General features: G+C 71.7%; 25 protein-coding genes and 2 pseudogenes. 16 read left to right on the plus strand and 11 right to left on the minus strand.

Features of this window, described 5'->3' with window-relative positions:
• Positions 1-8: 8 nt before the first annotated feature.
• From ACWC2T_RS11540 to ACWC2T_RS11555, 4 genes are all read left to right on the plus strand, one after another.
• Entirely contained in the window at positions 9-950 is a 942-nt protein-coding gene (locus ACWC2T_RS11540; RefSeq protein WP_450670156.1) for a F0F1 ATP synthase subunit gamma, read from the plus strand.
• Positions 951-2,387 carry a F0F1 ATP synthase subunit beta gene (gene atpD, locus ACWC2T_RS11545; protein WP_388758181.1) on the plus strand — a complete coding sequence of 479 codons (1,437 nt, stop codon included), beginning with the start codon at positions 951-953 and terminating at the stop codon, positions 2,385-2,387. It begins immediately after the preceding gene.
• Positions 2,388-2,516: 129 nt separating this feature from the next.
• Positions 2,517-2,891 carry a F0F1 ATP synthase subunit epsilon gene (locus ACWC2T_RS11550; RefSeq protein WP_031171909.1) on the plus strand — a complete coding sequence of 125 codons (375 nt, stop codon included), beginning with the start codon at positions 2,517-2,519 and terminating at the stop codon, positions 2,889-2,891.
• 154 nt (positions 2,892-3,045) lie between these two features.
• A complete protein-coding gene (locus ACWC2T_RS11555; protein ID WP_351215662.1) occupies positions 3,046-3,492 on the plus strand; it encodes a DUF2550 domain-containing protein in 447 nt (148 codons plus the stop codon).
• A gap of 75 nt (positions 3,493-3,567) precedes the next feature.
• Here the strand turns inward: ACWC2T_RS11555 and ACWC2T_RS11560 are convergent, their stop codons facing one another.
• Complete coding sequence (locus ACWC2T_RS11560; protein WP_450670157.1) at positions 3,568-5,427, minus strand: glycosyl hydrolase family 18 protein; 1,860 nt, start codon at positions 5,425-5,427, stop codon at positions 3,568-3,570.
• A gap of 188 nt (positions 5,428-5,615) precedes the next feature.
• Positions 5,616-6,824, minus strand: coding sequence for a cytochrome P450 (locus ACWC2T_RS11565; protein WP_450670158.1), 1,209 nt, complete (start codon positions 6,822-6,824; stop codon positions 5,616-5,618).
• 225 nt (positions 6,825-7,049) lie between these two features.
• Between ACWC2T_RS11565 and ACWC2T_RS11570 the strand changes: the two genes are divergently transcribed.
• The 4 genes from ACWC2T_RS11570 (at position 7,050) to ACWC2T_RS11585 (ending at position 9,908) form a co-directional block, all read left to right on the plus strand.
• Positions 7,050-7,745: a response regulator transcription factor gene (locus ACWC2T_RS11570; RefSeq protein WP_450670159.1), complete on the plus strand. Its 696-nt coding sequence runs from the start codon at positions 7,050-7,052 to the stop codon at positions 7,743-7,745.
• Positions 7,742-9,205 (plus strand): ATP-binding protein, encoded by a 1,464-nt coding sequence (locus tag ACWC2T_RS11575; protein WP_450670160.1) that lies wholly within the window; start codon positions 7,742-7,744, stop codon positions 9,203-9,205. Before ACWC2T_RS11570 ends, ACWC2T_RS11575 begins: the two co-directional genes overlap by 4 nt.
• A gap of 77 nt (positions 9,206-9,282) precedes the next feature.
• Entirely contained in the window at positions 9,283-9,690 is a 408-nt protein-coding gene (locus tag ACWC2T_RS11580) for a hypothetical protein (protein WP_450670161.1), read from the plus strand.
• Positions 9,690-9,908 carry a hypothetical protein gene (locus ACWC2T_RS11585; RefSeq protein ID WP_450670162.1) on the plus strand — a complete coding sequence of 73 codons (219 nt, stop codon included), beginning with the start codon at positions 9,690-9,692 and terminating at the stop codon, positions 9,906-9,908. Before ACWC2T_RS11580 ends, ACWC2T_RS11585 begins: the two co-directional genes overlap by 1 nt.
• A gap of 30 nt (positions 9,909-9,938) precedes the next feature.
• Here the strand turns inward: ACWC2T_RS11585 and ACWC2T_RS11590 are convergent, their stop codons facing one another.
• Positions 9,939-10,511 carry a cob(I)yrinic acid a,c-diamide adenosyltransferase gene (locus ACWC2T_RS11590; protein WP_450670163.1) on the minus strand — a complete coding sequence of 191 codons (573 nt, stop codon included), beginning with the start codon at positions 10,509-10,511 and terminating at the stop codon, positions 9,939-9,941.
• 13 nt (positions 10,512-10,524) lie between these two features.
• A pseudogene (locus ACWC2T_RS11595) lies at positions 10,525-10,941 on the minus strand (ABC transporter permease); the annotation flags it as partial.
• A 329-nt stretch (positions 10,942-11,270) separates the two neighbouring features.
• On the opposite strand from ACWC2T_RS11595, the pseudogene ACWC2T_RS11600 reads away from it, so the two are divergent.
• The 3 genes and pseudogenes from ACWC2T_RS11600 to ACWC2T_RS11610 form a co-directional block, all read left to right on the plus strand.
• A pseudogene (locus ACWC2T_RS11600) lies at positions 11,271-11,480 on the plus strand (TetR/AcrR family transcriptional regulator); the annotation flags it as partial.
• Between the two features lie 43 nt (positions 11,481-11,523).
• A complete protein-coding gene (locus tag ACWC2T_RS11605; RefSeq protein WP_450670164.1) occupies positions 11,524-12,411 on the plus strand; it encodes a LysR family transcriptional regulator in 888 nt (295 codons plus the stop codon).
• An 87-nt stretch (positions 12,412-12,498) separates the two neighbouring features.
• Positions 12,499-14,067 (plus strand): AMP-binding protein, encoded by a 1,569-nt coding sequence (locus ACWC2T_RS11610; protein ID WP_450670165.1) that lies wholly within the window; start codon positions 12,499-12,501, stop codon positions 14,065-14,067.
• Positions 14,068-14,109: 42 nt separating this feature from the next.
• Here ACWC2T_RS11610 and ACWC2T_RS11615 read toward each other — a convergent pair whose 3' ends face one another.
• The 3 genes from ACWC2T_RS11615 to ACWC2T_RS11625 are packed head-to-tail and all read right to left on the minus strand — an operon-like array spanning position 14,110 to position 15,940.
• Positions 14,110-14,808: a hypothetical protein gene (locus ACWC2T_RS11615; RefSeq protein WP_450670166.1), complete on the minus strand. Its 699-nt coding sequence runs from the start codon at positions 14,806-14,808 to the stop codon at positions 14,110-14,112.
• An 11-nt stretch (positions 14,809-14,819) separates the two neighbouring features.
• Entirely contained in the window at positions 14,820-15,707 is an 888-nt protein-coding gene (locus ACWC2T_RS11620) for an XRE family transcriptional regulator (RefSeq protein WP_450670167.1), read from the minus strand.
• Complete coding sequence (locus tag ACWC2T_RS11625) at positions 15,704-15,940, minus strand: hypothetical protein (protein ID WP_450670168.1); 237 nt, start codon at positions 15,938-15,940, stop codon at positions 15,704-15,706. The genes ACWC2T_RS11620 and ACWC2T_RS11625 overlap by 4 nt, the downstream gene beginning before the upstream one ends.
• 510 nt (positions 15,941-16,450) lie before the next feature.
• Between ACWC2T_RS11625 and ACWC2T_RS11630 the strand changes: the two genes are divergently transcribed.
• From ACWC2T_RS11630 to ACWC2T_RS11640, 3 genes are all read left to right on the plus strand, one after another.
• On the plus strand, positions 16,451-17,299 hold the full coding sequence (locus ACWC2T_RS11630; protein ID WP_450670169.1) for a 3-hydroxyacyl-CoA dehydrogenase family protein: 849 nt from the start codon (positions 16,451-16,453) through the stop codon (positions 17,297-17,299).
• 164 nt (positions 17,300-17,463) lie between these two features.
• A complete protein-coding gene (locus ACWC2T_RS11635; protein WP_450670170.1) occupies positions 17,464-17,787 on the plus strand; it encodes an STAS domain-containing protein in 324 nt (107 codons plus the stop codon).
• A 281-nt stretch (positions 17,788-18,068) separates the two neighbouring features.
• Positions 18,069-20,486, plus strand: coding sequence for an ATP-binding protein (locus ACWC2T_RS11640; protein WP_450670214.1), 2,418 nt, complete (start codon positions 18,069-18,071; stop codon positions 20,484-20,486).
• 18 nt (positions 20,487-20,504) lie between these two features.
• On the opposite strand, the gene nucS is transcribed toward ACWC2T_RS11640, so the two are convergent.
• On the minus strand, positions 20,505-21,176 hold the full coding sequence (gene nucS / locus ACWC2T_RS11645) for an endonuclease NucS (RefSeq protein WP_450670171.1): 672 nt from the start codon (positions 21,174-21,176) through the stop codon (positions 20,505-20,507).
• A 276-nt stretch (positions 21,177-21,452) separates the two neighbouring features.
• Between nucS and ACWC2T_RS11650 the strand changes: the two genes are divergently transcribed.
• Complete coding sequence (locus ACWC2T_RS11650) at positions 21,453-21,845, plus strand: SCO5389 family protein (RefSeq protein ID WP_030656147.1); 393 nt, start codon at positions 21,453-21,455, stop codon at positions 21,843-21,845.
• A 113-nt stretch (positions 21,846-21,958) separates the two neighbouring features.
• Here the strand turns inward: ACWC2T_RS11650 and ACWC2T_RS11655 are convergent, their stop codons facing one another.
• Positions 21,959-22,987, minus strand: a complete 1,029-nt coding sequence (locus tag ACWC2T_RS11655) for an LLM class flavin-dependent oxidoreductase (protein ID WP_450670172.1) — start codon at positions 22,985-22,987, stop codon at positions 21,959-21,961.
• 221 nt (positions 22,988-23,208) lie between these two features.
• Here ACWC2T_RS11655 and ACWC2T_RS11660 point away from each other — a divergent pair, with 221 nt between their 5' ends.
• A complete protein-coding gene (locus ACWC2T_RS11660; RefSeq protein ID WP_450670173.1) occupies positions 23,209-23,541 on the plus strand; it encodes an ATP/GTP-binding protein in 333 nt (110 codons plus the stop codon).
• A gap of 297 nt (positions 23,542-23,838) precedes the next feature.
• On the opposite strand, the gene ACWC2T_RS11665 is transcribed toward ACWC2T_RS11660, so the two are convergent.
• Positions 23,839-24,726 carry an ABC transporter permease gene (locus tag ACWC2T_RS11665; protein WP_450670174.1) on the minus strand — a complete coding sequence of 296 codons (888 nt, stop codon included), beginning with the start codon at positions 24,724-24,726 and terminating at the stop codon, positions 23,839-23,841.
• The gene (locus ACWC2T_RS11670) at positions 24,723-26,051 is read right to left on the minus strand and encodes an ABC transporter ATP-binding protein (RefSeq protein ID WP_450670175.1); all 1,329 of its coding nucleotides are present in this window, start codon (positions 26,049-26,051) and stop codon (positions 24,723-24,725) included. Before ACWC2T_RS11670 ends, ACWC2T_RS11665 begins: the two co-directional genes overlap by 4 nt.
• Between the last annotated feature and the right edge of the window lie 56 nt (positions 26,052-26,107).

Raw genomic sequence — 26,107 nt, forward strand, 5'->3', positions numbered from 1 at the left:
CCTGACTCATGGGAGCCCAGCTCCGGGTCTACAAGCGTCGCATCCGATCCGTCAGCGCGACCAAGAAGATCACCAAGGCGATGGAGATGATCGCCGCCTCGCGCGTCGTCAAGGCACAGCGCAAGGTGGCGGCCTCCACGCCGTACGCGAACGAGCTCACGCGTGCGGTCACGGCGGTCGGCACCGGCTCGAACACCAAGCACCCGCTCACCACGGAGACGGAGAACCCGACCCGTGCCGCGGTCCTGCTCCTCACGAGCGACCGAGGCCTCGCCGGCGCCTTCAACTCCAACGCCATCAAGACGGCGGAGCAGCTGACCGAGCGCCTGGAGCGCGAGGGCAAGCAGGTCGACACGTACATCGTCGGCCGGCGCGGTGTCGCCCACTACAACTTCCGTGAGCGCAAGGTCACGGAGTCGTGGACGGGCTTCACGGACGAGCCGTCGTACGCGGACGCCAAGAAGGTCGCGGCGCCCCTGATCGAGGCCATCGAGAAGGAGACGGCCGAGGGCGGCGTGGACGAACTCCACATCGTCTTCACCGAGTTCGTCTCGATGATGACGCAGACGGCGCTGGACGCCCGGCTGCTGCCGCTGCGCCTCGAAGCTGTGACATCAGCGGCTGCCGCCGCGGGCGCCGAGGAGGCCCACCCCAAGGGTGAGATCCTCCCGCTGTACGACTTCGAGCCCTCGGCGGAGGACGTCCTCGACGCCCTGCTGCCGCGCTACGTGGAGAGCCGTATCTACAACGCGCTGCTCCAGTCGGCCGCTTCGAAGCACGCCGCCACGCGGCGCGCGATGAAGTCGGCCACCGACAACGCGGGCGAGCTGATCAACACGCTCTCCCGTCTTGCCAACGCGGCCCGCCAGGCCGAAATCACCCAGGAAATCAGCGAGATCGTCGGTGGCGCCAGCGCCCTGGCCGACGCGACCGCGGGGAGTGACCGATAAATGACCACCACTGTTGAGACCGCGACGGCTACGGGCCGCGTCGCCCGGGTCATCGGCCCGGTCGTCGACGTGGAGTTCCCCGTCGACGCGATGCCGGACATCTACCAGGCCCTGCACGTCGAGGTGGCCGACCCGGCCAACGCCGGCGAGAAGAAGACGCTGACCCTCGAGGTCGCCCAGCACCTGGGCGACGGCCTGGTCCGCACCATCTCCATGCAGCCGACCGACGGCTTGGTCCGCCAGGCCCCGGTCACCGACACCGGCGCGCCGATCTCCGTGCCGGTCGGCGACTTCACCAAGGGCAAGGTGTTCAACACCCTCGGTGAGGTGCTGAACGTCGACGAGTCCTACGACGGCGAGCGCTGGCCGATCCACCGCAAGGCCCCGAACTTCGACGAGCTCGAGTCCAAGACCGAGATGTTCGAGACGGGCGTCAAGGTCATCGACCTGCTCACCCCGTACGTCAAGGGCGGCAAGATCGGCCTGTTCGGCGGCGCCGGCGTCGGCAAGACGGTGCTCATCCAGGAGATGATCTACCGTGTCGCCAACAACCACGACGGTGTCTCCGTGTTCGCCGGTGTCGGTGAGCGCACCCGTGAGGGCAACGACCTCATCGAGGAGATGACCGACTCGGGCGTCATCGACAAGACCGCGCTGGTCTTCGGTCAGATGGACGAGCCCCCGGGCACCCGTCTGCGCGTCGCGCTGGCCGGCCTCACCATGGCCGAGTACTTCCGTGACGTCCAGAAGCAGGACGTGCTGTTCTTCATCGACAACATCTTCCGCTTCACGCAGGCCGGTTCCGAGGTCTCCACGCTGCTCGGCCGCATGCCGTCCGCGGTGGGCTACCAGCCGAACCTGGCCGACGAGATGGGCCTCCTGCAGGAGCGCATCACCTCGACCCGCGGTCACTCGATCACCTCGATGCAGGCGATCTACGTCCCCGCCGACGACCTGACCGACCCGGCCCCGGCGACCACCTTCGCCCACCTCGACGCGACGACGGTTCTGTCCCGTCCGATCTCCGAGAAGGGCATCTACCCGGCCGTGGACCCGCTGGACTCCACGTCCCGGATCCTGGACCCGCGCTACATCTCGCAGGACCACTACAACGCGGCCATGCGCGTGAAGAACATCCTGCAGAAGTACAAGGACCTCCAGGACATCATCGCGATCCTCGGTATCGACGAGCTCGGCGAGGAGGACAAGCTCGTCGTCCACCGTGCCCGTCGCGTGGAGCGCTTCCTGTCCCAGAACACCCACGTCGCCAAGCAGTTCACCGGCGTGGACGGTTCGGACGTGCCGCTCGACGAGTCGATCGCCGCGTTCAACGCGATCTGCGACGGCGAGTACGACCACTTCCCCGAGCAGGCGTTCTTCATGTGCGGTGGCCTGGAGGACCTCAAGGCCAACGCCAAGGAGCTGGGCGTCTCCTGAACTCCTTGAGTTCATGGGAGAGGGGCGCGGGTGCACTCTTCGGGGTGCGTCCAGCCCCTCTCTCCACGCCCACTAGAATTGACCCCAACACCCGGCAGAACCGCCGGGTGGTGACCCGAGGAGCCACCCTTGGCTGCTGAGCTGCACGTCGAGCTGGTCGCCGCCGACCGCCAGGTCTGGTCCGGCGAGGCCACCCTGGTCGTCGCGCGCACCACGTCCGGCGACATCGGCGTCATGCCCGGTCACCAGCCGCTGCTCGGTGTGCTGGAGTCGGGCCCGGTGACCATCCGTACGAGTGACGGTGGAACGGTCGTCGCCGCGGTGCACGGCGGTTTCATCTCGTTCGCGGACAACAAGCTGTCCCTGCTGGCCGAGATCGCCGAGCTGTCGGACGAGATCGATGTCCAGCGCACGGAGCGGGAGCTGGAGCGCGCGAAGGCGGAGGGCGACGCCGCCGCCGAGCGCCGCGCAGACGTCCGCCTGCGTGCGGCGGCGGCGCGCTGATCCAGCCGCGCGGTACGTTGACATCACTCAGCCGCGGCCGGCCCGGAGCAATCCGGTGCCGGTCGCGGCTGAGGCAGATGTGGGTGTTTTTTCCGTTTCATTACTCAGTAACAAGAGCAGTGCTACTGCCTGGGAGACGAGGAGGTCGGTGCCGATGGTCCTCGCTCTGACTGTGTGCGGGATCGTGGTCGCGCTCGTGGTGGTGGGACTGTTCCTGTTCGGGTTGCGCCGCAGGCTCATCCAGCGCTCCGGCGGGACCTTCGACTGTTCCCTGCGCTGGGACGTGGCCGAGAAACCGGACGCGGGCGGCAAGGGCTGGTCCTACGGCGTCGCCCGCTACAACGGCGACCGCATCGAGTGGTACCGCGTCTTCTCCTACGCCTTCCGGCCGCGCCGCACCCTGGAGCGCGCCGCCATCGAGGTGGCCGGCCGCCGGCTGCCCGAGGGCGAGGAGGAACTGGCGCTGCTGTCCGACGCGGTGGTCCTCGCCTGTACCCATCGGGGCACGCGCCTCGAACTCGCCATGAGCGAAGACGCGCTGACCGGATTCCTCGCGTGGCTGGAGGCAGCCCCGCCCGGACAGCGAGTGAATGTGGCATAGCCACATTCACTCGCTGGGTGGGGGTCCCCCGGACGAAGTCTGGGGGAGCGTCAACGTCGCTTAGGAGCTCTGTCCTTACAGGTTGCTGCTGATGGCGTTCACCAGCTCACCGTCGCTGGTGTCGCCGCTGAACTCCCAGAAGAACGCGCCGCCGAGCCCCTGGGACTTGGCCCAGCTCATCTTCCCGGCGATGGTCGACGGGGTGTCGTAGGACCACCAGTTGCTGCCGCAGTGGGCGTACGCGGTGCCCGCGATCGTGCCGGTGACCGGGCAGGACGTCTTGAGCACCTTGTAGTCCTCGATGCCCTGCTCGTAGGTGCCGGCCGCGGGTCCCGTGGCCGTGCCGCCCGGGGCGTCCTGGGTGACGCCGGTCCAGCCGCGGCCGTAGAGGCCGATGCCGATGAGCAGCTTGGTGGCGGGGACGCCGACGGACTTGTACTTGGCGATCGCGTCGGCGGTGTCGAACCCGGCCTTCGGGATGCCGCTGTAGGAGGTGAGCGGGGAGTGCGGGGCGGTCGGGCCCTGCGCGTCCCAGGCGCCGAAGAAGTCGTACGACATCACGTTGTACCAGTTGACGTAACTCGAGGCGCCCGCGTAGTCCGCCGCCTCGATCTTGCCGCCGGAGGAGCCGTCGGCGGTGACGGCCGCGGTGACCAGGGCGCTGGAGCCGAACTTGGCGCGCAGTGCGGCCATCACGTTCTTGAAGGCCGCGGCCCCGCTGGTGTCGCAGGACAGCCCGCAGGCGTTCGGGTACTCCCAGTCGATGTCGATGCCGTCGAAGACGTCGGCCCAGCGCGAGTCCTTGACCAGGTTGTAGCAGGAGTCCGCGAAGGCGGCCGGGTTGGCGGCGGCCTGGGCGAAGCCGCCGGACCAGGTCCAGCCGCCGAAGGACCACAGCACCTTGAGGTTCGGGTACTTGGCCTTCAGTTCGCGCAGCTGGTTGAAGTTGCCGGCCAGCGGCTGGTCCCAGGTGTCCGCGACACCGCTGACCGACTGGTCGGCGGTGAACGTCTTCTGGTAGTCGGCGTAGGCGTCACCGATCGCGCACTGGCCGTTCGTCACGTTGCCGAAGGCGTAGTTGATGTGCGTGATCTTGGCGGCCGAGCCGGACGTCACCAGGTTCTTGACGTTGTAGTTGCGGCCGTAGATGCCCCACTCGGTGAAGTAGCCGAGCTTGACCTTGTCGCCGGTGGTCGGGGGAGTGGTGCCGCCGCCGGTGGTGTGCACCTTGACCGCGCCGCTGACCGGGCCGGTCTGGTCGGCGGTGTCCCGGGCCTGCACGGTGTAGGAGTAGTCGGTGCCTGCGGACAGGCCGCTGTCCGTGTACGAGGTCGTCGTCACCGTGCCGACGACCTTGCCGTCGCGCAGGACGTCGTAGTTCTTCACGCCCTTGTCGTCGGTGGCCGCGCCCCAGGAGAGCTTGACCGAGGTGTCGGTGATGTCCGAGGCGGTCGGGGTGCCGGGCGCGGACGGCGGGTTGTCACCGGGGACCGTCGTACCGCCGTCGCAACTGCCGCCGTTCAGGGTGCAGTTGGACGGCGATCCCGAGCCGGAGCCGTTGAAGCCGAAGGAGACGGAGGCGCCGGGGGCGATGGTGCCGTTGTAGGACTTGTTCTTCGCGGTCCAGTGGGTGCCGGAGTTGGTGACGTCCGCGTCCCAGGCGGAGGTGACGGACGTCCCCGAGGGGAAGTCCCACTCGACGGTCCAGGAACTGATGCTGGAGGTACCGGTGTTCTTGATGGTCCACTGACCGCCGAAGCCGGTTCCCCAGTCGCTGGTCTTGGTGAAGCTCGCCGTCGCTCCCCCACTCTCGGCTGCGCTCGAGCGGGGGGACCCCCATGCCGCGGCCTGGGCGGGGCCCGCGAGACCGACGAGGCCGGCCAGGGGGAGCAACAGGGTCGCGAACCCTGCCGCGGCTCTGTGTCTGAAGCGCATGCTGCGCCTCCTCAGGTATGTGGGGATGTCAGGGGCATGACTGAGCCTTCACGCCCACGGTGCTGCGAGAGTAGAAAGGTCTGGACCACAGGTCAATAGGTCTGGACCAATTCGATTCCCCGGTCTTCGAAACACCTCGCTGATCCCCAACTCCCGTGCCGGTGCGGCCGCTTGGACCGGCAGGCGCGTCACCAGGCGACGGGCAACTCGGCGAGGCAGTGGAAGACGGGGTGCTCACGGAAACGGAGCCGGGACGGCTCGCAGGCCAGACGGAGGGCCGGCAGCCTGGTGAAGAGGGAGCCGAGGGCGAGTGTCACCTCCAGTCGGCCGAGCGAGGCGCCGAGGCAGAAGTGGGCGCCATGGCCCCACAGCAGATGGCCGGAGGCATCGCGGTGGATGTCGAGCCGTCCGGGGCCGGGGAAGACGGCGGGGTCATGGTTGGCGGCGAGCAGGCTGATCATCACCGACTCGCCCTTGCTGACCAGGGTCTCGCCGATCCGGAGGTCCTCCGTGGCCTGGCGCACCACGCCGTCCTGGACGATCGACCAGAAGCGCATCGACTCCTCCACGAAGTCCGGCAGGGGCGCCCCGCTTCCGGCGAGGACCTCGGCGCGCAGCCCGTCATCGGTCAGCAGGCTCAACGCGCTGACCGCGATCTGCGTGGCGGTCGACTCGTGGCCGGCGACGAGCAGGAGTTTGAGGACTCCCAGGAGATCGGCGCGGTCGAGGTCACCGGTGACCACGTGCTGGTGGACGAGCCGGCTGACCAGGTCGTCACCCGGCTCGGACTCCTTGGTGCGCGCCGTCTCGTCGGCGAAGGCGATGATCCGGTGGTGCGCGGCCAGCGAGAGTGCCGGGTCGCCGTCCGCGAGCATGATCTGGGTCTGCTCCAGGAAGAACGCGGTGTGTTCGTCCGGGATCCCCAGCAGCCGGGCGATGACCAGCGCCGACACCTTGGTGGCGAAGTCCCGTACCAGGTCGGCGGGTTGCGGACCGGCCGCCAGCGCGTCGGCCACCTGGTCGGTCACCTCCTGCACCCGGGGGCGCAGCGCGCGCACCCGGCGCACGGTGAACTCCGGGGCGACCGTCCTGCGCAGCCGGCCGTGCTCCGGATCGTCCATCCGCAGGAATCCGCTCGGCCGGTCGTCGACGGGCACGGGGAAGCGCACCGGAAAGCCGGGCCGCGTCTCGTCGGCGCTCAGCCGGGGGTCCTTGAGGGCGGCCTTCGCCTCCTCGTAGCGAGTGATCAACCAGACCAGCTGTGCCTCACCCGCGCCTGCCGGCAGCCGGACCCGCGTCGGCGGGCCCTCACGCACCACACCGAGGGCGGGCGGAGGCGACATCGGACACACGCGGGCCAGTGGCCAGTCGAGCACGCGCGAGTCTGCACCGGGCATGGTCCTTCCCTTCATCGCGTACGAACCCCCGGGCCACCCGGCGTCCCGGCGACGGGTGCCCCAACCGGACCACACAAGCACCCGCCCCTGACGCCCCGGTGACCCCCCACTGACCGCCGGGACTGGACCGACGCCGCTCGGCCGCCCACGCTGCCGACCCCCGCCCACCCTGCCGCCCGCCCGGTGCGGGGTCGTACGCTGACCGGCGACGAGGAGGGCGGGCCCATGACGGACACGGCGGCATCCGGTGCGGTGCTGGTCGTCGACGACGACGCGGCGATCCGGCGCTCACTGGAGCGCGGCCTCAGGCTCAGCGGCTTCGCGGTGCGCACCGCCGCCGACGGGGCCGAGGCGCTGGCCGCGATCCGGGACGCGCCGCCCGATGTGCTGGTGCTCGACGTGTCGATGCCCGGCATGAGCGGCATCGAGGTGTGCACCCGGCTGCGCGACGAGGGCCGGGACCTGCCCGTCCTGATGCTCTCCGCGCTGGACGAGACCGCCGACCGGATCGCCGGGCTCCAGGCGGGCGGCGACGACTACCTGGTCAAGCCGTTCGCCCTGCAGGAACTGGTGCTGCGGCTGCGCGCCCTGCTGCGCCGCCGCCCGCCCACCGGCCGTGCGCACCTGCGGGTCGCGGGCCTGGTGATCGACCCGGCCGCCCGCACCGCCGAGCGGGACGGCAGGTCCCTGGACCTCACCCGGCGCGAGTTCGAGCTGCTGGAGGTGCTCGCCCGCAACGCCGGCCTGGTCCTCACCCGCGACCAGTTGCTGGAACGGGTCTGGGGCTACGACTTCGACGTGCGCACCGACGCCGTCGACACCTTCGTCAGCTATCTGCGGCGCAAGCTGGAGGCGGAGGGGCGGCCCCGGCTGATCCACACCGTGCGCGGAGTGGGCTTCGTCCTGAGGGAACAGCCGTGAGACTCTCCACCCGGATCGCCCTCGCCGTCGGCTGCACCGTCCCGCTGCTGGTGCTGGCCTGCGGCTGGCTGCTGCTGAACCTGGTCGCCCGCGACCTGCACCGCACCGAGGACCAGCATCTGCGGCAGCGCGCGGTGGCCATCGCCCCGGAGGCCCGGGCGCTGCTGCGGGCCACGGCGAACGGCCGGCCCAAGGTGGCGGACACCCGGGAGCGGCAGCTGTTCAGCGCCGCGCTCGACGTCGGCGTACGCGTCGCCGGACCGGGCGCGGACTTCAGCGGCGGACCCCAGCCCGGCCCGTCCGTGGCCCTGCCCGACGTCTCCTCCGGCTTCGCCACCGTCCGCGACGGCGCCCGCAGTTGGCGGGCCCTGGCCCGGCCTCTGAAGGGCCCCACCGTCTCCGGCACCCTGTGGGTCTTCTCGCCCGACACCGCCGACCGCGCCCAAGTCCGCCTGGTCCGGCGCCGGGTGATCCTCACCGCCGTGCTCGCCGCGCCCCTGTCCGGGCTGCTCGCCTGGGGTCTGGCCGCCGGCGTGAGCGCACCGCTGCGCCGCCTCACCCGCCGTACCGCGGGCCTCGACCCGCGCACCAGCACGGCCCGGCTGCCGGACGGACGCACCGGGGTGCGGGAGGTGGACGAACTGGCCACCACCCTCAGGACCGTCCTCGCCCGCTACGACGAGCAGGCCGCCCGCACCGGCGAGGCCCTCGACACCGCCCGGTCCTTCTCCTCCGCCGCCGCGCACGAACTGCGCACCCCGCTGATGAGCATGGGCACCAACCTGGACATCCTCGCCGACCACCCCGACCTGCCGGATGCCGACCGCGCCGAGGTGCTCGCCGATCTGCGGCGCGAGCACGCCCGGCTGCTGGGGCTGCTGGTGATGCTGCGCGAGCTGGGGCGCGGGGACCTGGTGGAGGCGGAGGCGTTCCGCGACGTCGACCTGTCCGAGGTCGCCGACGCGGCCGTCGCCGACGCCCGCCGCCGTGCCCCGGACGCCGACATCGCCCTGGACGCGGCACCCGGGTTCACCGTGCACGGCTGGGAACCGGGCCTCCGGCTGCTGCTGGACAACCTGCTCGGCAACGCCCTCGCGCACGGCCGCGACGCCCGGGGCCGGGCACGGGTGCGGGTCGGCGTGACCGGCACCGCCGGCCAGGTCCTCGTCACGGTCGACGACCACGGGCCCGGGGTGCCGCCCGGCGCCCGCGCCCGGATCTTCGAGCGGTTCCAGCGGGGCCCGGACAGCGCGGGCTCCGGGCTCGGCCTCACTCTCGTCGCCCAGCAGGCCGCCCTGCACCGGGGCAGCGTCACCGTGCACGAGGGGCCGGACGGCACCGGGGCGCGCTTCGCGGTACGGCTGCCGTCGGGCGGCGCGGTCCTGCCCGGCCGCCGGGACTGGCTGATCGGTACAGCCGGGGCAAACCGGTCACAGAGTTTCCCCAAAGACTCTTCCTAACCTCCGTTGCGTCGGATGGACGACGGACCGGTCCGGAAAGGGACACGGGCTCGTCCGTGAAGGGAACGGAGACATCGATGAACGCACGTGGACGGACGCGCGCCCTGCTCGCCGGGTGTGCCGTGGCGGCCGTACTGGCGGGCACCGCCGGGGTGGCCTCGGCCGACAGCAGCACCCCCGCGCCCGGGCCCACCGGTGACGGGGCGCACGCCCTGTGCAAGCGGGTGCCGAAGATCGACCGCCGGATCGAGCGGGCCCTGAAGCGGCTGGACGCCGGGCCCGGCACCCGTGGCTCGATCGCCCGCCTGCAGCAGCGCGTGGACAACGCGAAGAAGGCGGGCCACACCCAGGTCGCCACCTTCCTCCAGGACCGGCTGGACTTCCGCAAGTCGCTGGTGACCAGCCTGAAGCAGCGCCAGAAGGACCTGAACGACGTCAAGACGTGGTGCCAGGCCCACGGCGGCGTCGGGAAGGCGGCGAGCTGATGCCGGCACGCCGGGCGGCGTGGCCGGCCGTGGCGCTGCTCGTGGCGCTCACCGCGGGCTGCGCCCACCACGCCGGGGCGTCCCCGGCGACACCGCCGGCCTCCGGCGCCCCGGCCGGCTCGCCCTCCGGATACGCCCAGATGCAGCAGAAGGTGAACGCGGCCGAGTCGGCGGCCGCCGCGGCCGACCGGGACGCGACGAGCAACGCGGACCGGTGAGGCGTACGGGTCCCGGGCGGGAGGCGCCCCTCAGCGCTCCCCGCCGGGGACCCACAGCACATCACCGAGGTCCTTGTTGGCGATACGGGCCAAGATGAACAGCAGGTCGGACAGCCGGTTGAGGTAGGTCGCCGTGAGCGGGTTCATCGTGTCGCCGTGCGCTTCCAGGGCCACCCAGGTGGAGCGCTCGGCGCGGCGTACGACCGTGCAGGCCTGGTGCAGCAGGGCGGCGCCCGGGGTGCCGCCGGGCAGGATGAAGGAGCGGAGCTTCTCCAGCTGCTCGTTGAAGCGGTCGCAGTCCGCCTCCAGCTTGTCGATGTAGAACTGCTCCACCCTCAGCGGCGGGAACTCGGGGTTCTCCACCACCGGCGTCGACAGGTCCGCACCCACGTCGAACAGGTCGTTCTGGACGCGGGTGAGCACCTTGACGACCTCCTCGTCCAGGCCGCCCAGCGCGATCGCGGTGCCGATCACCGCGTTGGCCTCGTTGGCGTCGGCGTAGGCCGAGATCCTCAGGTCGGTCTTGGCGACCCGGCTCATGTCACCGAGCGCGGTGGTGCCCTTGTCGCCGGTCCTGGTGTAGATGCGCGTCAGATTGACCATGCCGCCAGCGTAGTTATGCTCCGGCCGTCCGGAACACTCGTGTGCCCACCGTCACCGCCAGCGCCGCGAAAGCGACGGCGACGAGGACGCCGTAGAGCATGTGCGCGGATCCGTAGTGCCCGACGTACGCGTCACGCACCGCGTCCACCAGGTAGCGGAACGGGACGAAGTGCGACAGGACGTTCAGCCAGGTGGGCGCGAGGCTCATCGGGAGCATCAGGCCGGACAGCAGCATCGACGGCATCGGCACCATGTTGATCAGCGGGCCGAACTCCTGCGGGGTGCGGACCTTCATGCCGAGCGCGTACGACAGCGAGGCCAGCGAGAGCGTGAGCAGGGCGACGAACGCGAAGCCGATCAGGACGCCCGCGAGTGGCGCGCGCAGGCCCATCACCACGGCCGCCAGCACCAGCAGCACCGCGACGATCGCGGCGCCACCGGTCGGCTTCAGCAGGGTGAGCATCCGCAGGGTGGTCGTCTTCCCTGCGGTGCCCTCGCGGGCGGCTCGAGCTGGAAAGCGGTCGGCACGGGGGGAGCGCGGTGCTCTGTGAGGCGTTGTCGGCAAGGTGGGACGCAGGCAGACCTTGCCTGCGTGGCCTACTCCTGGTAGGCGAATCATCACATGTTGTTGGGAAGGCGCCCGGGTGCTCTGCGGGCCAACTGAGGTGGTGGTGCCGAGCCCTCTCATCGGTCGGACCGCCGGAGGCACCTCGCGGCGAACGTCTCCGTCAACACCGTCTACAACTACTTCCCCGCCCCGGCGCCGCGGACGACGACGAACTGCCCCATCTGATGGCCGGTCAGATCAGCTGGATCCACGGCACGGTCATCGCCGTCATCGGCCGCGAGATGGTCAAGGGCCGCGATCCGCGCGAAGTGTCCCGAGAGGTGCTCGCGCTCCTGGACGACATCGAGGATCTGTTGAGCGAGCGAGTCCTCGGATATGCGGTACGGGGAGGCCTCGGCTGACGCCGGTCACAGCCAACCGGCCCGGGCGGGCGAAACTAACGTCATGGACCTGCTGACGCTGCGATACTTCCAGGCCGTGGCCCGTCACCAGCACATCAGCCGGGCCGCCGAGGAACTCAGGGTGGCCCAGCCGTCGGTGAGCCGGACCATCCTCCGCCTCGAATCGGAACTGGGCGTCCAGCTGTTCGACCGTCAGGGCCGCCGGATACGGCTCAACGAGCACGGCGCCGCCTTCCTGCGCCGGGTTGAGCGGGCCCTGGCCGAACTCGACGACGGCCGACGGGAGTTGTCCGACGCCTCCGGGGCCGGGCCCGGCCGTGTCGCCGTCGCCGCGGAGACCCTGTTCCAGCTCGCCGGGGTGCTCTCCGCCTTCCGCGCGCTGCGTCCCGGGGTGAGCGTGCGCCTGTTCCAGGCCCCGGTGGAATCGATGCGACGGCATCTGGGCTCCGGTGAAGTGGATTTCGCGCTCGCCTCCCAGCCCCTCGCCGGGCCCGGGCTGTGCTCGGTGGAACTGGTCCGGGAAGAGGTGCTGCTGGCCGTGCCGCTCGGACATCCGCTGTCCGGCCGCAACAGCGTCGCGGTGGCCGAGCTGGCCGACGAGGACTTCGTCACCACGCGCACCGGCCACTGGCAACGTGCCCTGCTGGAGCGGCTCTTCGCCCGCGAGGGACTGACGCCCCGGGTGGTCTGCGAGGGTGACGAGGCCGCCGCCACGCCCGAGCTGATCGGCAGCGGACTGGGCATCGGCCTGATGCCGGCCATCGCCCGGCGGGCCCTCGGCGAGCACGGCAGGGTGGCCCTGCTGCGGGTGGACGCCGAGGACTGCCGGCGGACCCTGACCCTGGTGTGGCGTGACCGTGCCCATCTTTCCCCGGCCGCCCTGGACTTCCGCCGCGTGGCCGTGGAGGCCTTCATGCCCGACGCGTCATGAGGACATGGCGAAAGCGGTCGTGGAAGGCATGAGGGGCGGGCACTAGCGTCGAGGGCGTCCACTGGATCCGGCAGAGGGAGCACGGTGATGACCCGACAACGAGCCGCCGCGGAAACCGACTTCAGCAGCTATGTGGAGGACGTACTCGACGCCCTGTCCGCCGAGCCGTCGCGGGCGGCCGTCACCACCGCCGAAGGGCTGGTCATCAGCGCGGGCGCGTTCCGGGACCAGGTCCACCGGCTCGCCGGTGAGCTGGCGGAGCGAGGGGTGGGCCCCGGCACCACGGTCACCCTCCTCACCGGCAACACCGCCGAGGCCCTCGTCGCCCGCTACGCCGCCAACCTGGCCGGTGCCCGGATCGTCGCCCTCTACGAGGGCATGAGTCCGCCGGTCATGACCCGCGTGATGGCGAGCGTGGACTGCTCACTGCTGCTGGTGGACGACCAACAGCCCGCTGCGGCCAAGGAGTTGACCGGGCTTCCCGGCACTCCCCGGGTGCTCTCCCTCGGCCCGGGCGGCCCGGCCGAGGACGTACTGGCGGCGGCCGCCCGGCGCCCGGCCCGGCCGATGGGCCGCCTGGTGGGACCGGACGACGACTGGTGCATCCGGCACACCGGCGGAACGACCGGAATCCCCAAGGGCATCCGCATGACCCACGGCTCCTACCGGCAGAGCCTGGACCGCCCGCTCACCGGCGCCGGCGACCCGCCCCGCCATCTGGCCTGCACCTCGCTGGCCCACCTCGCCGGAATCTTCGCCGACATGGCACTGCTCCGGGGCGGCTCGGTGGTCCTGCGGCACGGTTTCGAGCCCGGGGACGTGTTGGCCACGATCGAGCGCGAGCGCATCACCCACACCTGGCTGCTGCCGCCACTGCTCTACCAGCTCCTGGACCATCCCGGCCTGCCCCGCACCGATCTGTCCAGCCTCTCCCGGATCAGCTACGGCGGCACCGCCGCCTCGCCGGCCAGGATGCGGGAGGCGGCCCGGGCGCTGGGGCCCGTGCTCTACGGCCTGTACGGACAGGCCGAGGCCCAGCTCATCACCGAGGCGCGTCCCGAGGAGCTGGAGCTGACCGGCCGCGGCGGGCAACTGACGGTCGGCCGGGCCCTGCCCGACGTGCGGATCGCCGTCCGGGACGCCGACGGCACCACCCTGCCGCCGGGAGAAGCGGGCGAGGTCCATGTGCGCTCGCCCTATGTGATGCGCGGCTACTGGAAGCAGCCGGAGCTGACCGCCGAGGTGCTGCGGGACGGCTGGGTGCGCACCGGTGACGTCGGCTATCTCGACGACGACGGCCGTCTCTACATCGTGGACCGGATCAAGGAGATGATCGTGGTCGTCGGCGGCCATGTCTATCCGGCCGAGCTGGAGGAGCTGCTGCTGAGCCATCCCGCCGTCGCCCAGTGCGTGGTCTTCGGCAGCCGGGACGAGGAGTCCGTCGAGCATGTGCACGCCGCGGTGGTTCCCGCCGCCGGGCAGCGGCCCTCACTGCAGGAGATCCGCGACTTCGTCACCGCCCGCAAGGGCCGTCTGTACGCCCCCGACGCCCTGCACCTGGTGACCGGCATCCCCCTCACGGCTGCGGGCAAGCCGGACCGGCGGGCCCTGCTGGAGCGCACCGCGCCCGACAGCTCCGGCGAACGACGACCCTGAGTCGGCGGCGAAGATGCCCGCGCCCGGCCGCGCCGGACCCGGTCACCGTGCCGCCTCCGTGAGGAGCGAGCTGACCCGGTCGGCGAAGCGGGGGCCCGGTACGGGTATCTCGACACCGGGGTGCCGGGCGTAGCCACGCCGGACGGCGTGGGCGACGTAGGTCGTGACGGCGTCGGTGCGAAGGGGCCGCCGACGTGCTCCGGGAGACGTGAGACGGCTGAGGACCCTGAGCACCGTGGGCACGGACGCGTCGAAGGTGCAGCTCACCGGCGGACAGGTGCCGGTCACGGGGATGGTGTCGTGGTCGGTCGTGGCGTCCAGGCCGGTCTGGTCGTACCAGAACGCGGCCGCGTGGGCCTCGCCGCGCGCGCGATGGTGCAGGGACAGGCAGTACGCGGCCGGGGCGTGGCCGGCCCCGGCCGCGTACTGCCACCAGAAGCGGGCTCCGTCGTCGGTCCCGGCCACGTGCAGCGCGCAGCCGAGCAGCCAGGCGCACTCGGGCTCGGGGAGCTGGTCGGTGAGGAAGCGCAGGGTGCCGGGGGCGAGCGCGCCGAGGAGGGAGTCGCACAGCGTGCGCAGATCGCGGGTCGCGGCCGGGTCGGCGGTCCGGGCGTCGGCGACGCGGGTGAGGTCTTCGCCGTACCCGGGGTAGTCGCTGTCCTCGTAGGGGATCGTGTCGGCGGGGACGTCGGGGTGCCGGCGCAGGCGGGCACGGGCGAGCAGGGCGTCTATCTCGGTCATGGCGGTAGGGGTCACTCCCGGGTGCCGGCGCGGCGCAGCAGGTCTTCGAGGGCCGCGCGGGCGTGGTGGTCGACGGCGTGGGCGATGGCCGGGCTCAGGCCGGTGACGTAGGGGATCGTTTCCTCCAGGTCCAGGCCGCACAGGTGACCCAGCACGACCACGTCCATCTGGTCCCGGGGAAGGCGGGCTATGGCGTCGAAGAGGTCCACCAGGTCGGTCATCATCATGAGCCGGCCCGGCACACTGTCGCTGACCTCCTCGGTGGAGAAGACCGCGGCGCGCAGATCGGGACGGCCGTCGCGGTGGGCGGCGCGGGCGAGTACCCGGGAGCGCAGCAGGAGCCAGGCGGTGCGGCGGACGTTCGCGCTGCTCGCGACCGTGTTCCAGGACAGCCACAGCAGGTCGAAGGTCTCGCCCACGGCCCAGCGGACACGGTCCTCCGCCAGCAGGAAGGCGCGGGCGTAGGCGGTGTAGGACGCGTGCATCGCCTCGGTGAAGGCCTGGTGGGCCAGGGGCGGGGGCTCCGCTTCGCAGGCCACCTGGCCGATGCACTGCTCGATCCACCACTGTCCCTTGCGGGCCTCGCGCGCCGCGGCGATCCACAGCCGGCGCATCGGCCGCACGGGCAGACCGAGCGCGTGGATCACGCTGAAGGTCATCTCCCAGACCGGGTAGTAGCCGTTGCCGCGCAGCAGTTCGCTGATCCGGGTCTTGGAGTAGCCGGAGCGGTCGACGAGGTCGTCCAGGGTCAGGCCACTGGAGAAGACGCGGTGGCGCACCGGTTCCAGCCAGGCCCGGTGCGCCGGCCCGGCCGCCGGGGAGATGGGGGCCGGTTTCCGGCCGCGCCTGCCGCCGGTCTCCGCGGCGGCCGGTTGGTCATCGCCGAGGGGTGAGCTCATCGGGGCGGCTCCTCCCCGGCGGCGGTGGAGGCGGGCGCGGGGCCGGCGGCGGGGTCGGCGGGCGCCCGGGGACCCTCGGGACCGGTCAGGGCCTGGACCATCTGCTGCACGAGCAGGCCCAGGGACGGGAGCAGAGTGGCCATGGCGGCGACCTGTCCCAGCACGGTCATCACCGTGCTCCACGTGAGGACCGTCACCAGCACGGCCACGGTCCACACCTTCTTACTCGACATCACACACTTCGTTTCTGTGAGCAGGTCTCACTCCAACTGCCCCTCCGCGAGGCGGTGCTGAAGCGCCGTCGGGAGGGAGAGCCAGCATGGCCCCGCTCCCGTCCGCCACGCCACGTGATCATGGAGTTACGGAACAATGAGCCCGAGGGCCGGGCCGCGCTACCCCGCGCCACCCGCGGCGCGCCGGGTAAATGACGGTGATTCAGCCGATTGAGGGGAAAAGCCGCGTCTGCCCGCGAACCACGCCGTACGCGGCCATCATGGGGAGCCCCAAGGCGCCACTCGACACCGCACTGGGAAAACCGCGCGGCCCCCTGTGCTGAAGTGACACCCAAGAGGGGGCCGCGCGGGCGCGACCCGATCGGGGCTCGGCCGGGGCGGTCGTACTGCTGTCGGTGTGATGTCCGTCAAGTGAGACGTGACGCGCGTTACTTAACGGTCACACAGTCGCTCCGGAGCGCTATGGTCCGCCGGAGAAGCAGACTTGGAGCGCGTTCAAGGGAGTCGTCAGTGGCACGGAAGCTCGCCGTCATCGGGGCCGGTCTCATGGGGTCCGGGATCGCTCAGGTCGCCGCGCAGGCGGGCTGGGACGTCGTCCTGCGGGACGTCACCGACGAGGCACTGGCGCGTGGCACCGACGGCATCAAGGCCTCGTACGACAAGTTCGTGAGCAAGGGGAAGATGGAGGCGGGTGCCGCCGAGGCCGCGCTGGCCCGGATCACCCCGACCACCGATCTGGACGCCGCCGCCGACGCCGACATCGTGGTCGAGGCCGTCTTCGAGAAGCTGGAGGTCAAGCACGAGATCTTCCGCGCGCTCGACAAGATCGTACGGGCGGACACCGTGCTCGCCTCCAACACCTCCGCCATCCCGATCACCAAGATCGCGGCGGCCACCGAGCACCCCGAGCGGGTGGTCGGCGTCCACTTCTTCTCGCCGGTGCCGATGATGCAGCTCGTCGAGCTGGTCCGCGGCTACAAGACGAGCGACGAAACCCTCGCCACCGCACGGGAGTTCGCCGAGTCCGTCGGCAAGACCTGCATCGTCGTCAACCGGGACGTGGCCGGCTTCGTGACCACCCGGCTCATCTCCGCCCTCGTGGTGGAGGCAACCAAGCTCTACGAGTCCGGCGTCGCCACGGCCGAGGACATCGACCTCGCGTGCAAGCTGGGCTTCGGTCACGCCATGGGCCCGCTGGCCACCGCCGACCTCACCGGCGTGGACATCCTGCTGCACGCCACCGGCAACATCTACACCGAGTCCCAGGACGAGAAGTTCGCCCCGCCGGAGCTGATGCGCCGGATGGTGGACGCCGGTGACATCGGCCGCAAGAGCGGGCAGGGCTTCTACAAGTACTGAGCACCATCTGTACGGACATTCGCCGGATCTCACCCTCGGGAGTATCACTCCCCGGGGTGAATTCGGTATCGGTTCGCTTACAAACAGCAACCGCACCACCACTCACACAGTCAGACGTTGCAACGTCACGGAGTACCGCCAACCGCACTCAACGGGGAGCGCATATGCATATCAGGGGCGACCACGCCGAGCTGGTCGTCGGGGGCCGCCTCGACGTCCGCAGTGCGGCGGACGCCCGTACGGCCCTGCACTCGGCCGTCGACAGCGGCGTCGGCGACCTCGTCCTCGACCTGTCCGAACTGGACTCCTGGGACGCCACCGGACTCGGGGTGATCATGGGGGCCCACCGGCGGGCCGGCCGCTGCGGCCGCCGTCTGGTGCTGCGCGGCGTGCCGCCGCAGATGCAGCGCCTGCTGGTGGCCACCCGGCTGCACCGCATCCTCGCCATCGAGGGCGGCATCGGGGTGGAGTCGCTGCCCCGGGTGTAACGCCACGAGCAGGTGGGAAACGGGCGACGCGGGAGACCCGGGCGCAGCCGTCGAAGCGCACGACGCGGGCAATCCTCACCGGACTGTGACGTCTCGGACCGCATGGCACCCCGCCCTGTCGGTGATACTGAGCGAAGGTTTAGGGTTCGGTCGCCCGCCGCCTCGCAACCCTCGATCGAGCGGGTCCGGACCAGAAGCGACAGCGCGGTGTGCGACAAGGCCGGGAGGGGCCGGAATCACGGGCACACGACGCTTTTGGGGGGTTTGAACCCATGGAACCCATGGACCCGATCAACCCGGGACCCGAGGAGCACGGCCATGCGGCGAGCCGCCGCCCGCCCCGGGAATCCCTGACCTCCGACTTCGGCCAGAGCACGCCCGCGCTCGCCCGTACGGCGAACGTCGTGGCCGGCGACCTGCTGCTGACCGTGAACCCGGTCGACGGCAGCGAGATAGAACCCTGCCCGCCGTTCGAACGCCCGGGGCCGCCCCGCAAGCGCACCGCCGCCGAGCGCGCCGAGGCCGAGCGGGCCGCCCGGCCGCCCGTGCCGCCCGGCCCCGCCCAGCCGGCGCTGTCCCTGCTGGAACGCCAGGACGAGCGCGAGCGCCTGGTGCGGCTGCTGGCCCGCGGCCGTTCGGTACGGCTCACCGGACCCGGCGGCAGCGGCCGCAGCGCCCTGCTGGACCTGGTCGCCGAGGACTGCCTGGACCTCGCCCCCGACGGCGTGGTGCGCCTGACCGGCTTCCACCGCACGGCGAGCGACCTCCTGCACGACCTCTTCCACGCCGTGTACGACGCCCCGCGCCACCGTCCCGATCCGGACGAACTGCGCGCACTGGTCCGCGAGATCGGCGCCGTCGTCGTCCTGGACGACATCGAGTTCGGCGGCGCCGCCCTCGACGAACTCCTCGACGCCACCCCCGAGTGCGCGTTCCTGATCGCCGCCACCCCCGACGTGCCCGCGCCCTCCGAGGGGGCCGCGGTCGAGGAGGTCTTCCTCAGCGGCCTCGACCGCGCCGGCGGAGTGGAGATCCTGGAGCGGGCCGTCGGCCGCGTCCTCACCGAGGAGGAGGCCAACTGGGCCGGCGACCTGTGGTTCGAGTCCGAGGGGCTGCCCCTGCGGTTCGTCCAGGCCGGCGCCCTGCTCCAGCAGCGCGAGGAACTGCGGGCCAGCACCTCGGCCGTGGGCGAGTACGGCGTCTTCGAGGACGTACGCGATGCGGGTGAGCCGGCCCTGGAGCCGGCGGACGAGGTCCCGCTGCCCTCCCTCGGCGAGGCCGCCGCGCCCGCCCCGCTGCTCGCCTCCCGGCTCAGCGGGTCCGCGCGCGCCGCCCTGCGCTTCGCCGTCGCCCTCGGCGGTGAGGTGCCGCACCAGGCGCATCTGCCGGCGCTGATCGGCGACACCCACGCCGACGCCGCCCTCGGTGAGCTGGCGTGCTGCGGGCTGGTCTCGCCGGTCGGCGCCCGCTACCGGCTCGCCGCCGGTGTGCAGGCCCAGCTGGAGGCCGCCGGGTACGCCGACGACGCCCCGGCCCAGGCGCTGGCCGCCGCCGAGCACTACACCTGGTGGGCCGGGCATCCCTCGGTCACCGCCGAGCGGGTGTGCGCGGAGGCGGACGCGGTCCTGGCCGCGCTCGCCGTGATCGTCCCGCACCCGGCTCCGTCCGCCGAGGGGGAGGACAACCGCGCGGTACGGCTCGCCCGCACGGCCGCGCCCGCGTTCGCCGCCGGGCTGCACTTCAGCGCCTGGGAACGGGCCCTGCGCTGCGGCGCGGAGGCCGCGCGGCTGGCCGGTGAGGTGTCCGAACAGGCCTATTTCCACCATGAGTTGGGTGTCCTCGCGCTCTGTTTCGGCCAGCTCGACCGGGCCCGCGCCGAGCTGGAGGCGTCCATCGGGCTGCGCGGGGCGCTCGCCGACAAGCGGGGCACGACCGCCGGGCGCCGGGCGCTCGCGCTGGTCGCCGACCGCTCGGGCGACGTACCCGGGATCGCCGCGACGGCGGGGGAGGAGCTGCCGGAGGTACGGCACGAGGAGTCGGCACCGCCGCCGTACGCGCCCTTCGGTGACCCCCTGGTCACGACCCGGCTGCCGGCCGCCGCGGGGCGGGGCGGGGGCCTCGTGCGGCTGGCCCGCCGCAACCTCGTCGCGGTCGGCTCCGGGGCGCTGCTCGCCGCCGTACTGGGCACGGTCGTCACGCTCGGCATGACCTCCAACGAGAACGCCGACAAGAACCCGTCCGGCAAGGTCGACGTCAACCCCTCGGCGAGCCAGGGCACGGACGACGGCACCCTGGGCGCCGACCCGAACCAGACCCCGTCCGCGGGCACCGGCGCCCACCGGCCCACCACTCACCCCACCACCCCGGGCCCCGGCGGCACCTACGGCACGACGGACGCCCCGACCCCGTCCCAGCCGGCCACGTCCCCCTCGGCCGACCCGAGCCACACCAGAGGCACGGGCAGCGGGGGCACGACTCCTACGCCGTCCAAGTCCCGGACGACCAAGCCGGGTACACCGACGCCGAGTACGTCGAGCACGGGGACGTCCACAGCGCCGTCCACGGGGAGCTCCAGCCCGACCCCGACGGGCGGTACGACCCCGTCCACCACGAACACGGCAAGCGGCCCGGCGTCCAGCAGCCCCGCGAGCGCGTCCCAGGGCACGGGAACACCGACCGGCTCGGGCACGGTGATGTGACGCGGCCCGGGACAGGGATCAGAACAGGCGGAGCTTGTCGTCCTCGATGCCGCGGAGGGCGTCGTAGTCGAGGATCTGGCAGTTGATGCCGCGGTCGGTGGCGAGGACGCGGGCCTGGGGCTTGATCTCCTGGGCGGCGAAGACGCCACGGACCGGGGCCAGGTGCGGGTCCCGGTTCAACAGCTCCAGGTAGCGGGTGAGTTGTTCGACGCCGTCGATCTCGCCCCGGCGTTTGATCTCCACCGCGACCGTCCCGCCGTCCGCGTCGCGGCACAGGATGTCCACCGGGCCGATGGCCGTCATGTACTCGCGGCGGATCAGCGTGTATCCCTCGCCGAGCGTCTCGATGCGGTCGGCGAGCAGCTCCTGCAGGTGCGCTTCCACGCCGTCCTTGATCAGACCCGGATCCACGCCGAGTTCGTGCGAGGAGTCGTGGAGGATCTCCTCCATCGTGATGATCAGTTTCTCGCCCGCTTTGTTGACGACCGTCCACACGCCCTCGTCCTCGCCCGCGCCCTCCTTCAGCGTGCAGGGCGGCGACATCCAGTTGAGGGGCTTGTAGGCCCGGTCGTCGGCGTGGATGGAGACGCTGCCGTCCGCCTTGACCAGGATCAGGCGGGGCGCCGAGGGCAGGTGGGCGGTGAGCCGGCCGGCGTAGTCGACCGAGCATCGGGCAATGACGAGACGCATGGTCGGCAACGCTACTCGACGCCCCTCGGTGCGCGCGATTCGCCTGCCCTGCACCCGATCGATCGTCCCAATTGTCCCTGGAAACTCTTGTTCATCCCTGGCCGATTGTGCCCGTAACGGGACCGTTCCATATACGCATTCTGCTGGTGTGGTCACCGACGGTTGCCTACCGTAGTGAACGGGAGGTCGCCGTCTGTCTACTGAGCGTGTTCGAAATAGCGAACTCCCTTATCTGTCCGGCAACCCCTGCTCTTCGGGGGTGCGAGAGGAGAACCCATGTCGCTCGACGTCTCACCGGCCCTACTCGAACAGGCCGAGCGAGGCGAGGTCGACGAAGCAGCATTCGTCGACTGCGTCCGGACCTCCCTGCCCTACGCATGGGAGATGATCAGCTCCCTGGTGGCCCAGCTGAAGGTCGACGGCGGACCGTTCGCCGACAACCAGACGCCCCCGCCGGACGAGCAGGCACGCGGTCAGCTGCTGCGTGCGCTCGCGAGTGACGCCATCCGCGGCGCCCTGCAGCGGCACTTCGGTGTGCGGCTGGCCTTCCAGAACTGCCACCGGGTGGCGGTGTTCCCGCTGGACGCCTCGGTGGACGAGACGCTGGCCCGCTTCACCTCGGTACGCAGCCAGTTGCTGAACCAGTCGCCGGAGCTCCGGGACTGCTGACGGGGCAGCCCGGTACGGCCGACTGTGAGCCGCTTGCTTGCCGCTCCACCCGGGGGAGGTGCATTCAGTGCTGGGGCGGCAAGCCCTCATGCCGGCCGGGTGAGTTGCGGGGGTCAGCGCAACTGGGGCAGCACCTCGGCGCCGAGGCGCCGCAGGTTCTCCTCCGTCGCGGTGAGATCGCCCGAGCCTTCCATGAGGAGGGCGAAGCGGGAGATGCCGGTGCGCTCCGAGGTGGCCGCGAGCCGGTCGGCGGCCAGCCGCGGGGTGCCGACCGGGTGCAGTCCGCAGAGCAGTTCGGTGTAGGCGTAGGGGTCGCGCATCGCGCGCTCCCGGCCGTCGACCGTCACATGCGCCTCCAGCCCCTGCTTCAGCCAGCCCGGCATGGCCTTCAGGAGCATCTCCGCCGCGTCCGTGCGCCGGTCGGCGAGCTGGCACACCCCGGCCGAGACATGCGCGGCGCCCTCGATCTCCTCGCCCGGCCGGCCCGCCGCGCGGGCACAGCGCCGCCACAGGGCCACCATCTCGGCCTTCTCCTCGTCCCCGACGTGCATGCCGAGCAGCATCGGCAGCCCGCGCTCGGCAGCCAGCCTCACGCTCGCCGGCGAGGTGCACGCGAGGACGACCTCCGGTCCGGGGCTCTCCGTGAGCGCCTCCGACGGGCGCGGTACGACCGGCACCTCGCGGAACCGGAACCGCTCCCCGTCCGCTTCGACCCGCGGCTCGCGCAGCCAGCGCAGCAGCAGATCGAGTGACTCCGGGAACCCGTGTTCGTACGCCTCCAGGCCCGCGCCGAACACCTCCAGGTCCACCCAGGGCCCGCCGCGCCCGACACCCAGGCTGAACCGTCCGCCGCTCGTCAGGTGCAGCAGCGCGGCCTGCTCGCCGAGGGCGACCGGGTGGGCCGTGGGCAGTACGCTGACCGCCGTGCCCACCCGGATGCGGCGGGTGCGGCCGAGCAGCAGCGCGGCCAGGGTGACGGCGGACGGGCACGTGCCGTACGGCACGAAGTGGTGCTCGGCCAGCCACACGGCGTCCAGACCGGCCTCCTCGGCGACCTCCGCCGAGCGGACCGCCCGGTGCAGGGCCTCCCCGGGACCCTGGCCCGGGAACTGGGCGCCCAGCACAAAACTTCCTACGTACATCGCATTTCCTGCTTCCTTGGCTCCGACCCGGAGCTCCCCCACCCGGCATAACCGTCTGACACGTGCCCAGGACACGGCCCGGCGGAGAGATTTGCGGATTGTCTGCAGAATGGGTCGCCCCGGAGGGGGACTTGTGCCGGTTGGTTCCGTACACGTACCCCACTTGGCGGCGCGTAGGCTGGAGACAGCCGTGCTTCCTGTATAGCCCCGAGAGGTGTCCCGTGTCCCCGCGTCGCAACCGACCGAAGGCAGCCGGATCGTCGGGCCGGAGCGCCGAGGACGACCCCGCCGGCCGGTACGGCGGCTGGCAGTCGACCGAGAGCTGGCAGGGTGAGGAGTGGAGCGTGCGCCATGTCGCCGGGGCGAGCGCCGAGGGCAAGACCTACCGCTGCCCGGGCTGCGACCAGATGATCCCCTCCGGGGTGCCGCACGTGGTGGCCTGGCCGGAGTACGCGGGCGTGGACGACCGCCGCCACTGGCACAAGGCCTGCTGGAACGCGAAGGACCGCCGCACCACCCGGGTGCAGCGGTCCCGCAACGCGCCGAGGTTCTAGGTCCTGTCGTCACATTCCCGCCGTCCGCCCGGAGGGCGGGCCCTGCGCCCGCCGCGACGGGGGTGCCCCCGCGCGAGCCTGTTCGAGCGTGGGGGAGGCTCATGTATGCCGTAGGTGCGTGCTCTGGGGGTCCCCCCGGCCGAAGGCTGGGGGAGTGTCGGGGCCTGGCCCTCGTACTGGATGTACTTGGGCCCGGGCCCGGTGCGGCGAGTGGGGGCACCTCCCACGCCCTTGAGGCAGTGGGGGAGCGTGCATGACATCGCGGGGCAGGCGGGAATGTGACGACAGGGCCTAGGGCTACACGTCCCGCTTCTCCAGCAGTGCGTAGGCGCCGGCGAAGGCGGCTGCCGACAGGCCCAGCATGATCCACAGCGGGTCCCAGCCGGTGGGGCCGGAGCTGCTCAGGGAGTTGTCGTAGAAGCAGCTCATCTGGCTCGGGATGGAGTACTCCAGCAGCCACTGCCGCACCTTGGCCAGCGACTGCGAGGCCATGAACAGTGCGATCACCAGCGGGGCCAGCACGGCGCCGATCATGATGGTGATGGCGCCCGCGGAGTGCCGGATGATCGAGCCGATGAGCAGCGAGAACAGCCCGAGCAGCGCGAGGTAGAGGCTGATGCCGACGGTGGCCTTGAGCCAGTCGCCGGCGGAGGGGGTGCGGGCGCCGCCGACGCCCTTCAGCATGGACGCGTGGATCATGGCCATGAGGCCGGACGTGGCCAGGGTGACGACGAAGGCGACGGCGAAGAACACGATCGACTTCGCCGCCAGCACCCGGCCTCGGCTCGGGCACGCGGTCATCGTCGTACGGACCATGCCGGTGCCGTACTCCGAGGCCGTGGTCAGCACGCCGAGCGTGATGATGCACATGCTGCCGAGGAGCAGGCCGAAGAACCCGAACTGGAGCGGGTTCTGGTCCGACAGGCTCTCCGACCCGGAGTGGGAACTGACCACCGAGCCGGCCATCAGTCCGATGACGAGGACGAGGACGATGAAGACACCGAGCGTCCACATCGTCGACCGCACCGACTTGATCTTGGTCCACTCGGAGGCGAGCGCGTGCCCGAGGTGGGTGCGCACGACCGGGATCGGCGAGGTGTAACCGGGGTACGACCCGCCGGGCGCCGCCTGCCAGTCGGGCGCGGCGGCCGGGGCCTGCGGCATCGGGGGCTGGTGGGTGCTCATCGGGCGTCCTCGGGCTTGGTCAGGTCGGCGGGGGCGGTGGCCGGGGCGGGCGGAGCGGCGGCGGGCGCCTGCTGCGGCGCGGGCGGTGCCGCGGCGGCCGGGGCCGGCGGCTGGGCCTGCGGGGCCGGAGCGGCCGGCTGTGCCTGGGGGGTCTGCGGGGACGGCTGGGCATAGGGGTTGGGGGCGCCTGCGCCCGGGCCTGCGGGAGCGCCCGGAGCGGCGGGAGCGCCGTAACCGGGCGCCTGCGGGCCGCCGTACGGGCCCGCGGGCGCCTGCGGCATGGCGAACGGCTGGCCGCCCTGCTGAGGCGGCGGCGGGGCGTACCAGCCGGGCTGGCCCTGGCCGGGCACCGGCATCGGCGGCTGCGCACCCGGCGGCAGCGGCTGCTGCAGGCCCGCCTTCTGGTCGATGGTCGACCGGTAGTCGACCGCGCCCTGCGTCATCCGCATGTACGCCTCCTCCAGCGAGGCCTGGTGCGGCGAGAGCTCCCACAGCCGCACGCCCGCCTCGTGCGCGAGGTCGCTGATCCGGGGCAGCGGCAGCCCGGTCACGCGCAGCGCGCCGTCCTGCTCCGGCAGCACATGGCCGCCCGCCTCGGTGAGCGTGGTGCCGAGCTTCTCGCGCAGCTGGGGCTCGCTGTCCGGGGTGCGCACCCGGGCGAAGTCGGCGGAGTTGGCCGAGATGAAGTCCTTCACGCTCATGTCGGCGAGCAGCTGGCCGCGACCGATGACGATCAGATGGTCGGCGGTCAGCGCCATCTCGCTCATCAGGTGCGAGGAGACGAAGACCGTACGGCCCTCGGCGGCCAGGGACTTCATCAGATTGCGGACCCAGAGGATGCCCTCCGGGTCGAGGCCGTTGACCGGCTCGTCGAACAGCAGCACCTGCGGGTCGCCGAGCAGCGCGGCCGCGATGCCGAGGCGCTGGCCCATGCCGAGCGAGAAGCCCTTGGAGCGCTTGCCTGCCACGTCCTGCAGGCCGACCACCCCGAGCACCTCGTCCACGCGCCGGGCCGGGATGCCCGACAGCTGGGCGAGGCTCAGCAGATGGTTGCGGGCACTCCGGCCGCCGTGCACGGCCTTGGCGTCGAGCAGCGCGCCGACCTGGCGGGGGGCGTTGGGGAGCTTGCGGTATGGGTAGCCGCCGATCGTCACCGAGCCGGACGTCGGGTTGTCCAGCCCGAGGATCATCCGCATCGTCGTCGACTTGCCCGAGCCGTTCGGCCCGAGGAAGCCGGTGACGGCCCCGGGCCGCACCTGGAAGGAAAGGTTGTACACGGCGGTCTTGTCGCCGTAGCGCTTGGTCAGGCCGACAGCCTCGATCATGCTCCGCACCCATCGAAAGGTTCAGGACAGCAGGGCGCACCACGCCCCCGTAAGGG

It is taken from the genome of Streptomyces sp. NPDC001393 (assembly GCF_053597455.1).

Excerpts from the sequence above, each read along its gene's own strand:
- ACWC2T_RS11540 (WP_450670156.1), top strand. The coding sequence starts at position 9 with ATGGGAGCCCAGCTCCGGGTCTACAAGCGTCGCATCCGATCCGTCAGC.
- ACWC2T_RS11625 (WP_450670168.1), bottom strand. The coding sequence starts at position 15,940 with ATGTCGAGTAAGAAGGTGTGGACCGTGGCCGTGCTGGTGACGGTCCTC.
- ACWC2T_RS11570 (WP_450670159.1), top strand. The coding sequence starts at position 7,050 with ATGACGGACACGGCGGCATCCGGTGCGGTGCTGGTCGTCGACGACGAC.
- ACWC2T_RS11590 (WP_450670163.1), bottom strand. The coding sequence starts at position 10,511 with ATGGTCAATCTGACGCGCATCTACACCAGGACCGGCGACAAGGGCACC.
- ACWC2T_RS11655 (WP_450670172.1), bottom strand. The coding sequence starts at position 22,987 with ATGTACGTAGGAAGTTTTGTGCTGGGCGCCCAGTTCCCGGGCCAGGGT.
- ACWC2T_RS11615 (WP_450670166.1), bottom strand. The coding sequence starts at position 14,808 with ATGACCGAGATAGACGCCCTGCTCGCCCGTGCCCGCCTGCGCCGGCAC.
- ACWC2T_RS11610 (WP_450670165.1), top strand. The coding sequence starts at position 12,499 with ATGACCCGACAACGAGCCGCCGCGGAAACCGACTTCAGCAGCTATGTG.
- ACWC2T_RS11585 (WP_450670162.1), top strand. The coding sequence starts at position 9,690 with ATGCCGGCACGCCGGGCGGCGTGGCCGGCCGTGGCGCTGCTCGTGGCG.
- nucS (WP_450670171.1), bottom strand. The coding sequence starts at position 21,176 with ATGCGTCTCGTCATTGCCCGATGCTCGGTCGACTACGCCGGCCGGCTC.
- ACWC2T_RS11650 (WP_030656147.1), top strand. The coding sequence starts at position 21,453 with ATGTCGCTCGACGTCTCACCGGCCCTACTCGAACAGGCCGAGCGAGGC.
- ACWC2T_RS11555 (WP_351215662.1), top strand. The coding sequence starts at position 3,046 with ATGGTCCTCGCTCTGACTGTGTGCGGGATCGTGGTCGCGCTCGTGGTG.
- ACWC2T_RS11635 (WP_450670170.1), top strand. The coding sequence starts at position 17,464 with ATGCATATCAGGGGCGACCACGCCGAGCTGGTCGTCGGGGGCCGCCTC.
- ACWC2T_RS11605 (WP_450670164.1), top strand. The coding sequence starts at position 11,524 with ATGGACCTGCTGACGCTGCGATACTTCCAGGCCGTGGCCCGTCACCAG.
- ACWC2T_RS11640 (WP_450670214.1), top strand. The coding sequence starts at position 18,069 with ATGGACCCGATCAACCCGGGACCCGAGGAGCACGGCCATGCGGCGAGC.
- atpD (WP_388758181.1), top strand. The coding sequence starts at position 951 with ATGACCACCACTGTTGAGACCGCGACGGCTACGGGCCGCGTCGCCCGG.
- ACWC2T_RS11620 (WP_450670167.1), bottom strand. The coding sequence starts at position 15,707 with ATGAGCTCACCCCTCGGCGATGACCAACCGGCCGCCGCGGAGACCGGC.
- ACWC2T_RS11665 (WP_450670174.1), bottom strand. The coding sequence starts at position 24,726 with ATGAGCACCCACCAGCCCCCGATGCCGCAGGCCCCGGCCGCCGCGCCC.
- ACWC2T_RS11670 (WP_450670175.1), bottom strand. The coding sequence starts at position 26,051 with ATGATCGAGGCTGTCGGCCTGACCAAGCGCTACGGCGACAAGACCGCC.
- ACWC2T_RS11560 (WP_450670157.1), bottom strand. The coding sequence starts at position 5,427 with ATGCGCTTCAGACACAGAGCCGCGGCAGGGTTCGCGACCCTGTTGCTC.
- ACWC2T_RS11580 (WP_450670161.1), top strand. The coding sequence starts at position 9,283 with ATGAACGCACGTGGACGGACGCGCGCCCTGCTCGCCGGGTGTGCCGTG.
- ACWC2T_RS11565 (WP_450670158.1), bottom strand. The coding sequence starts at position 6,824 with ATGCCCGGTGCAGACTCGCGCGTGCTCGACTGGCCACTGGCCCGCGTG.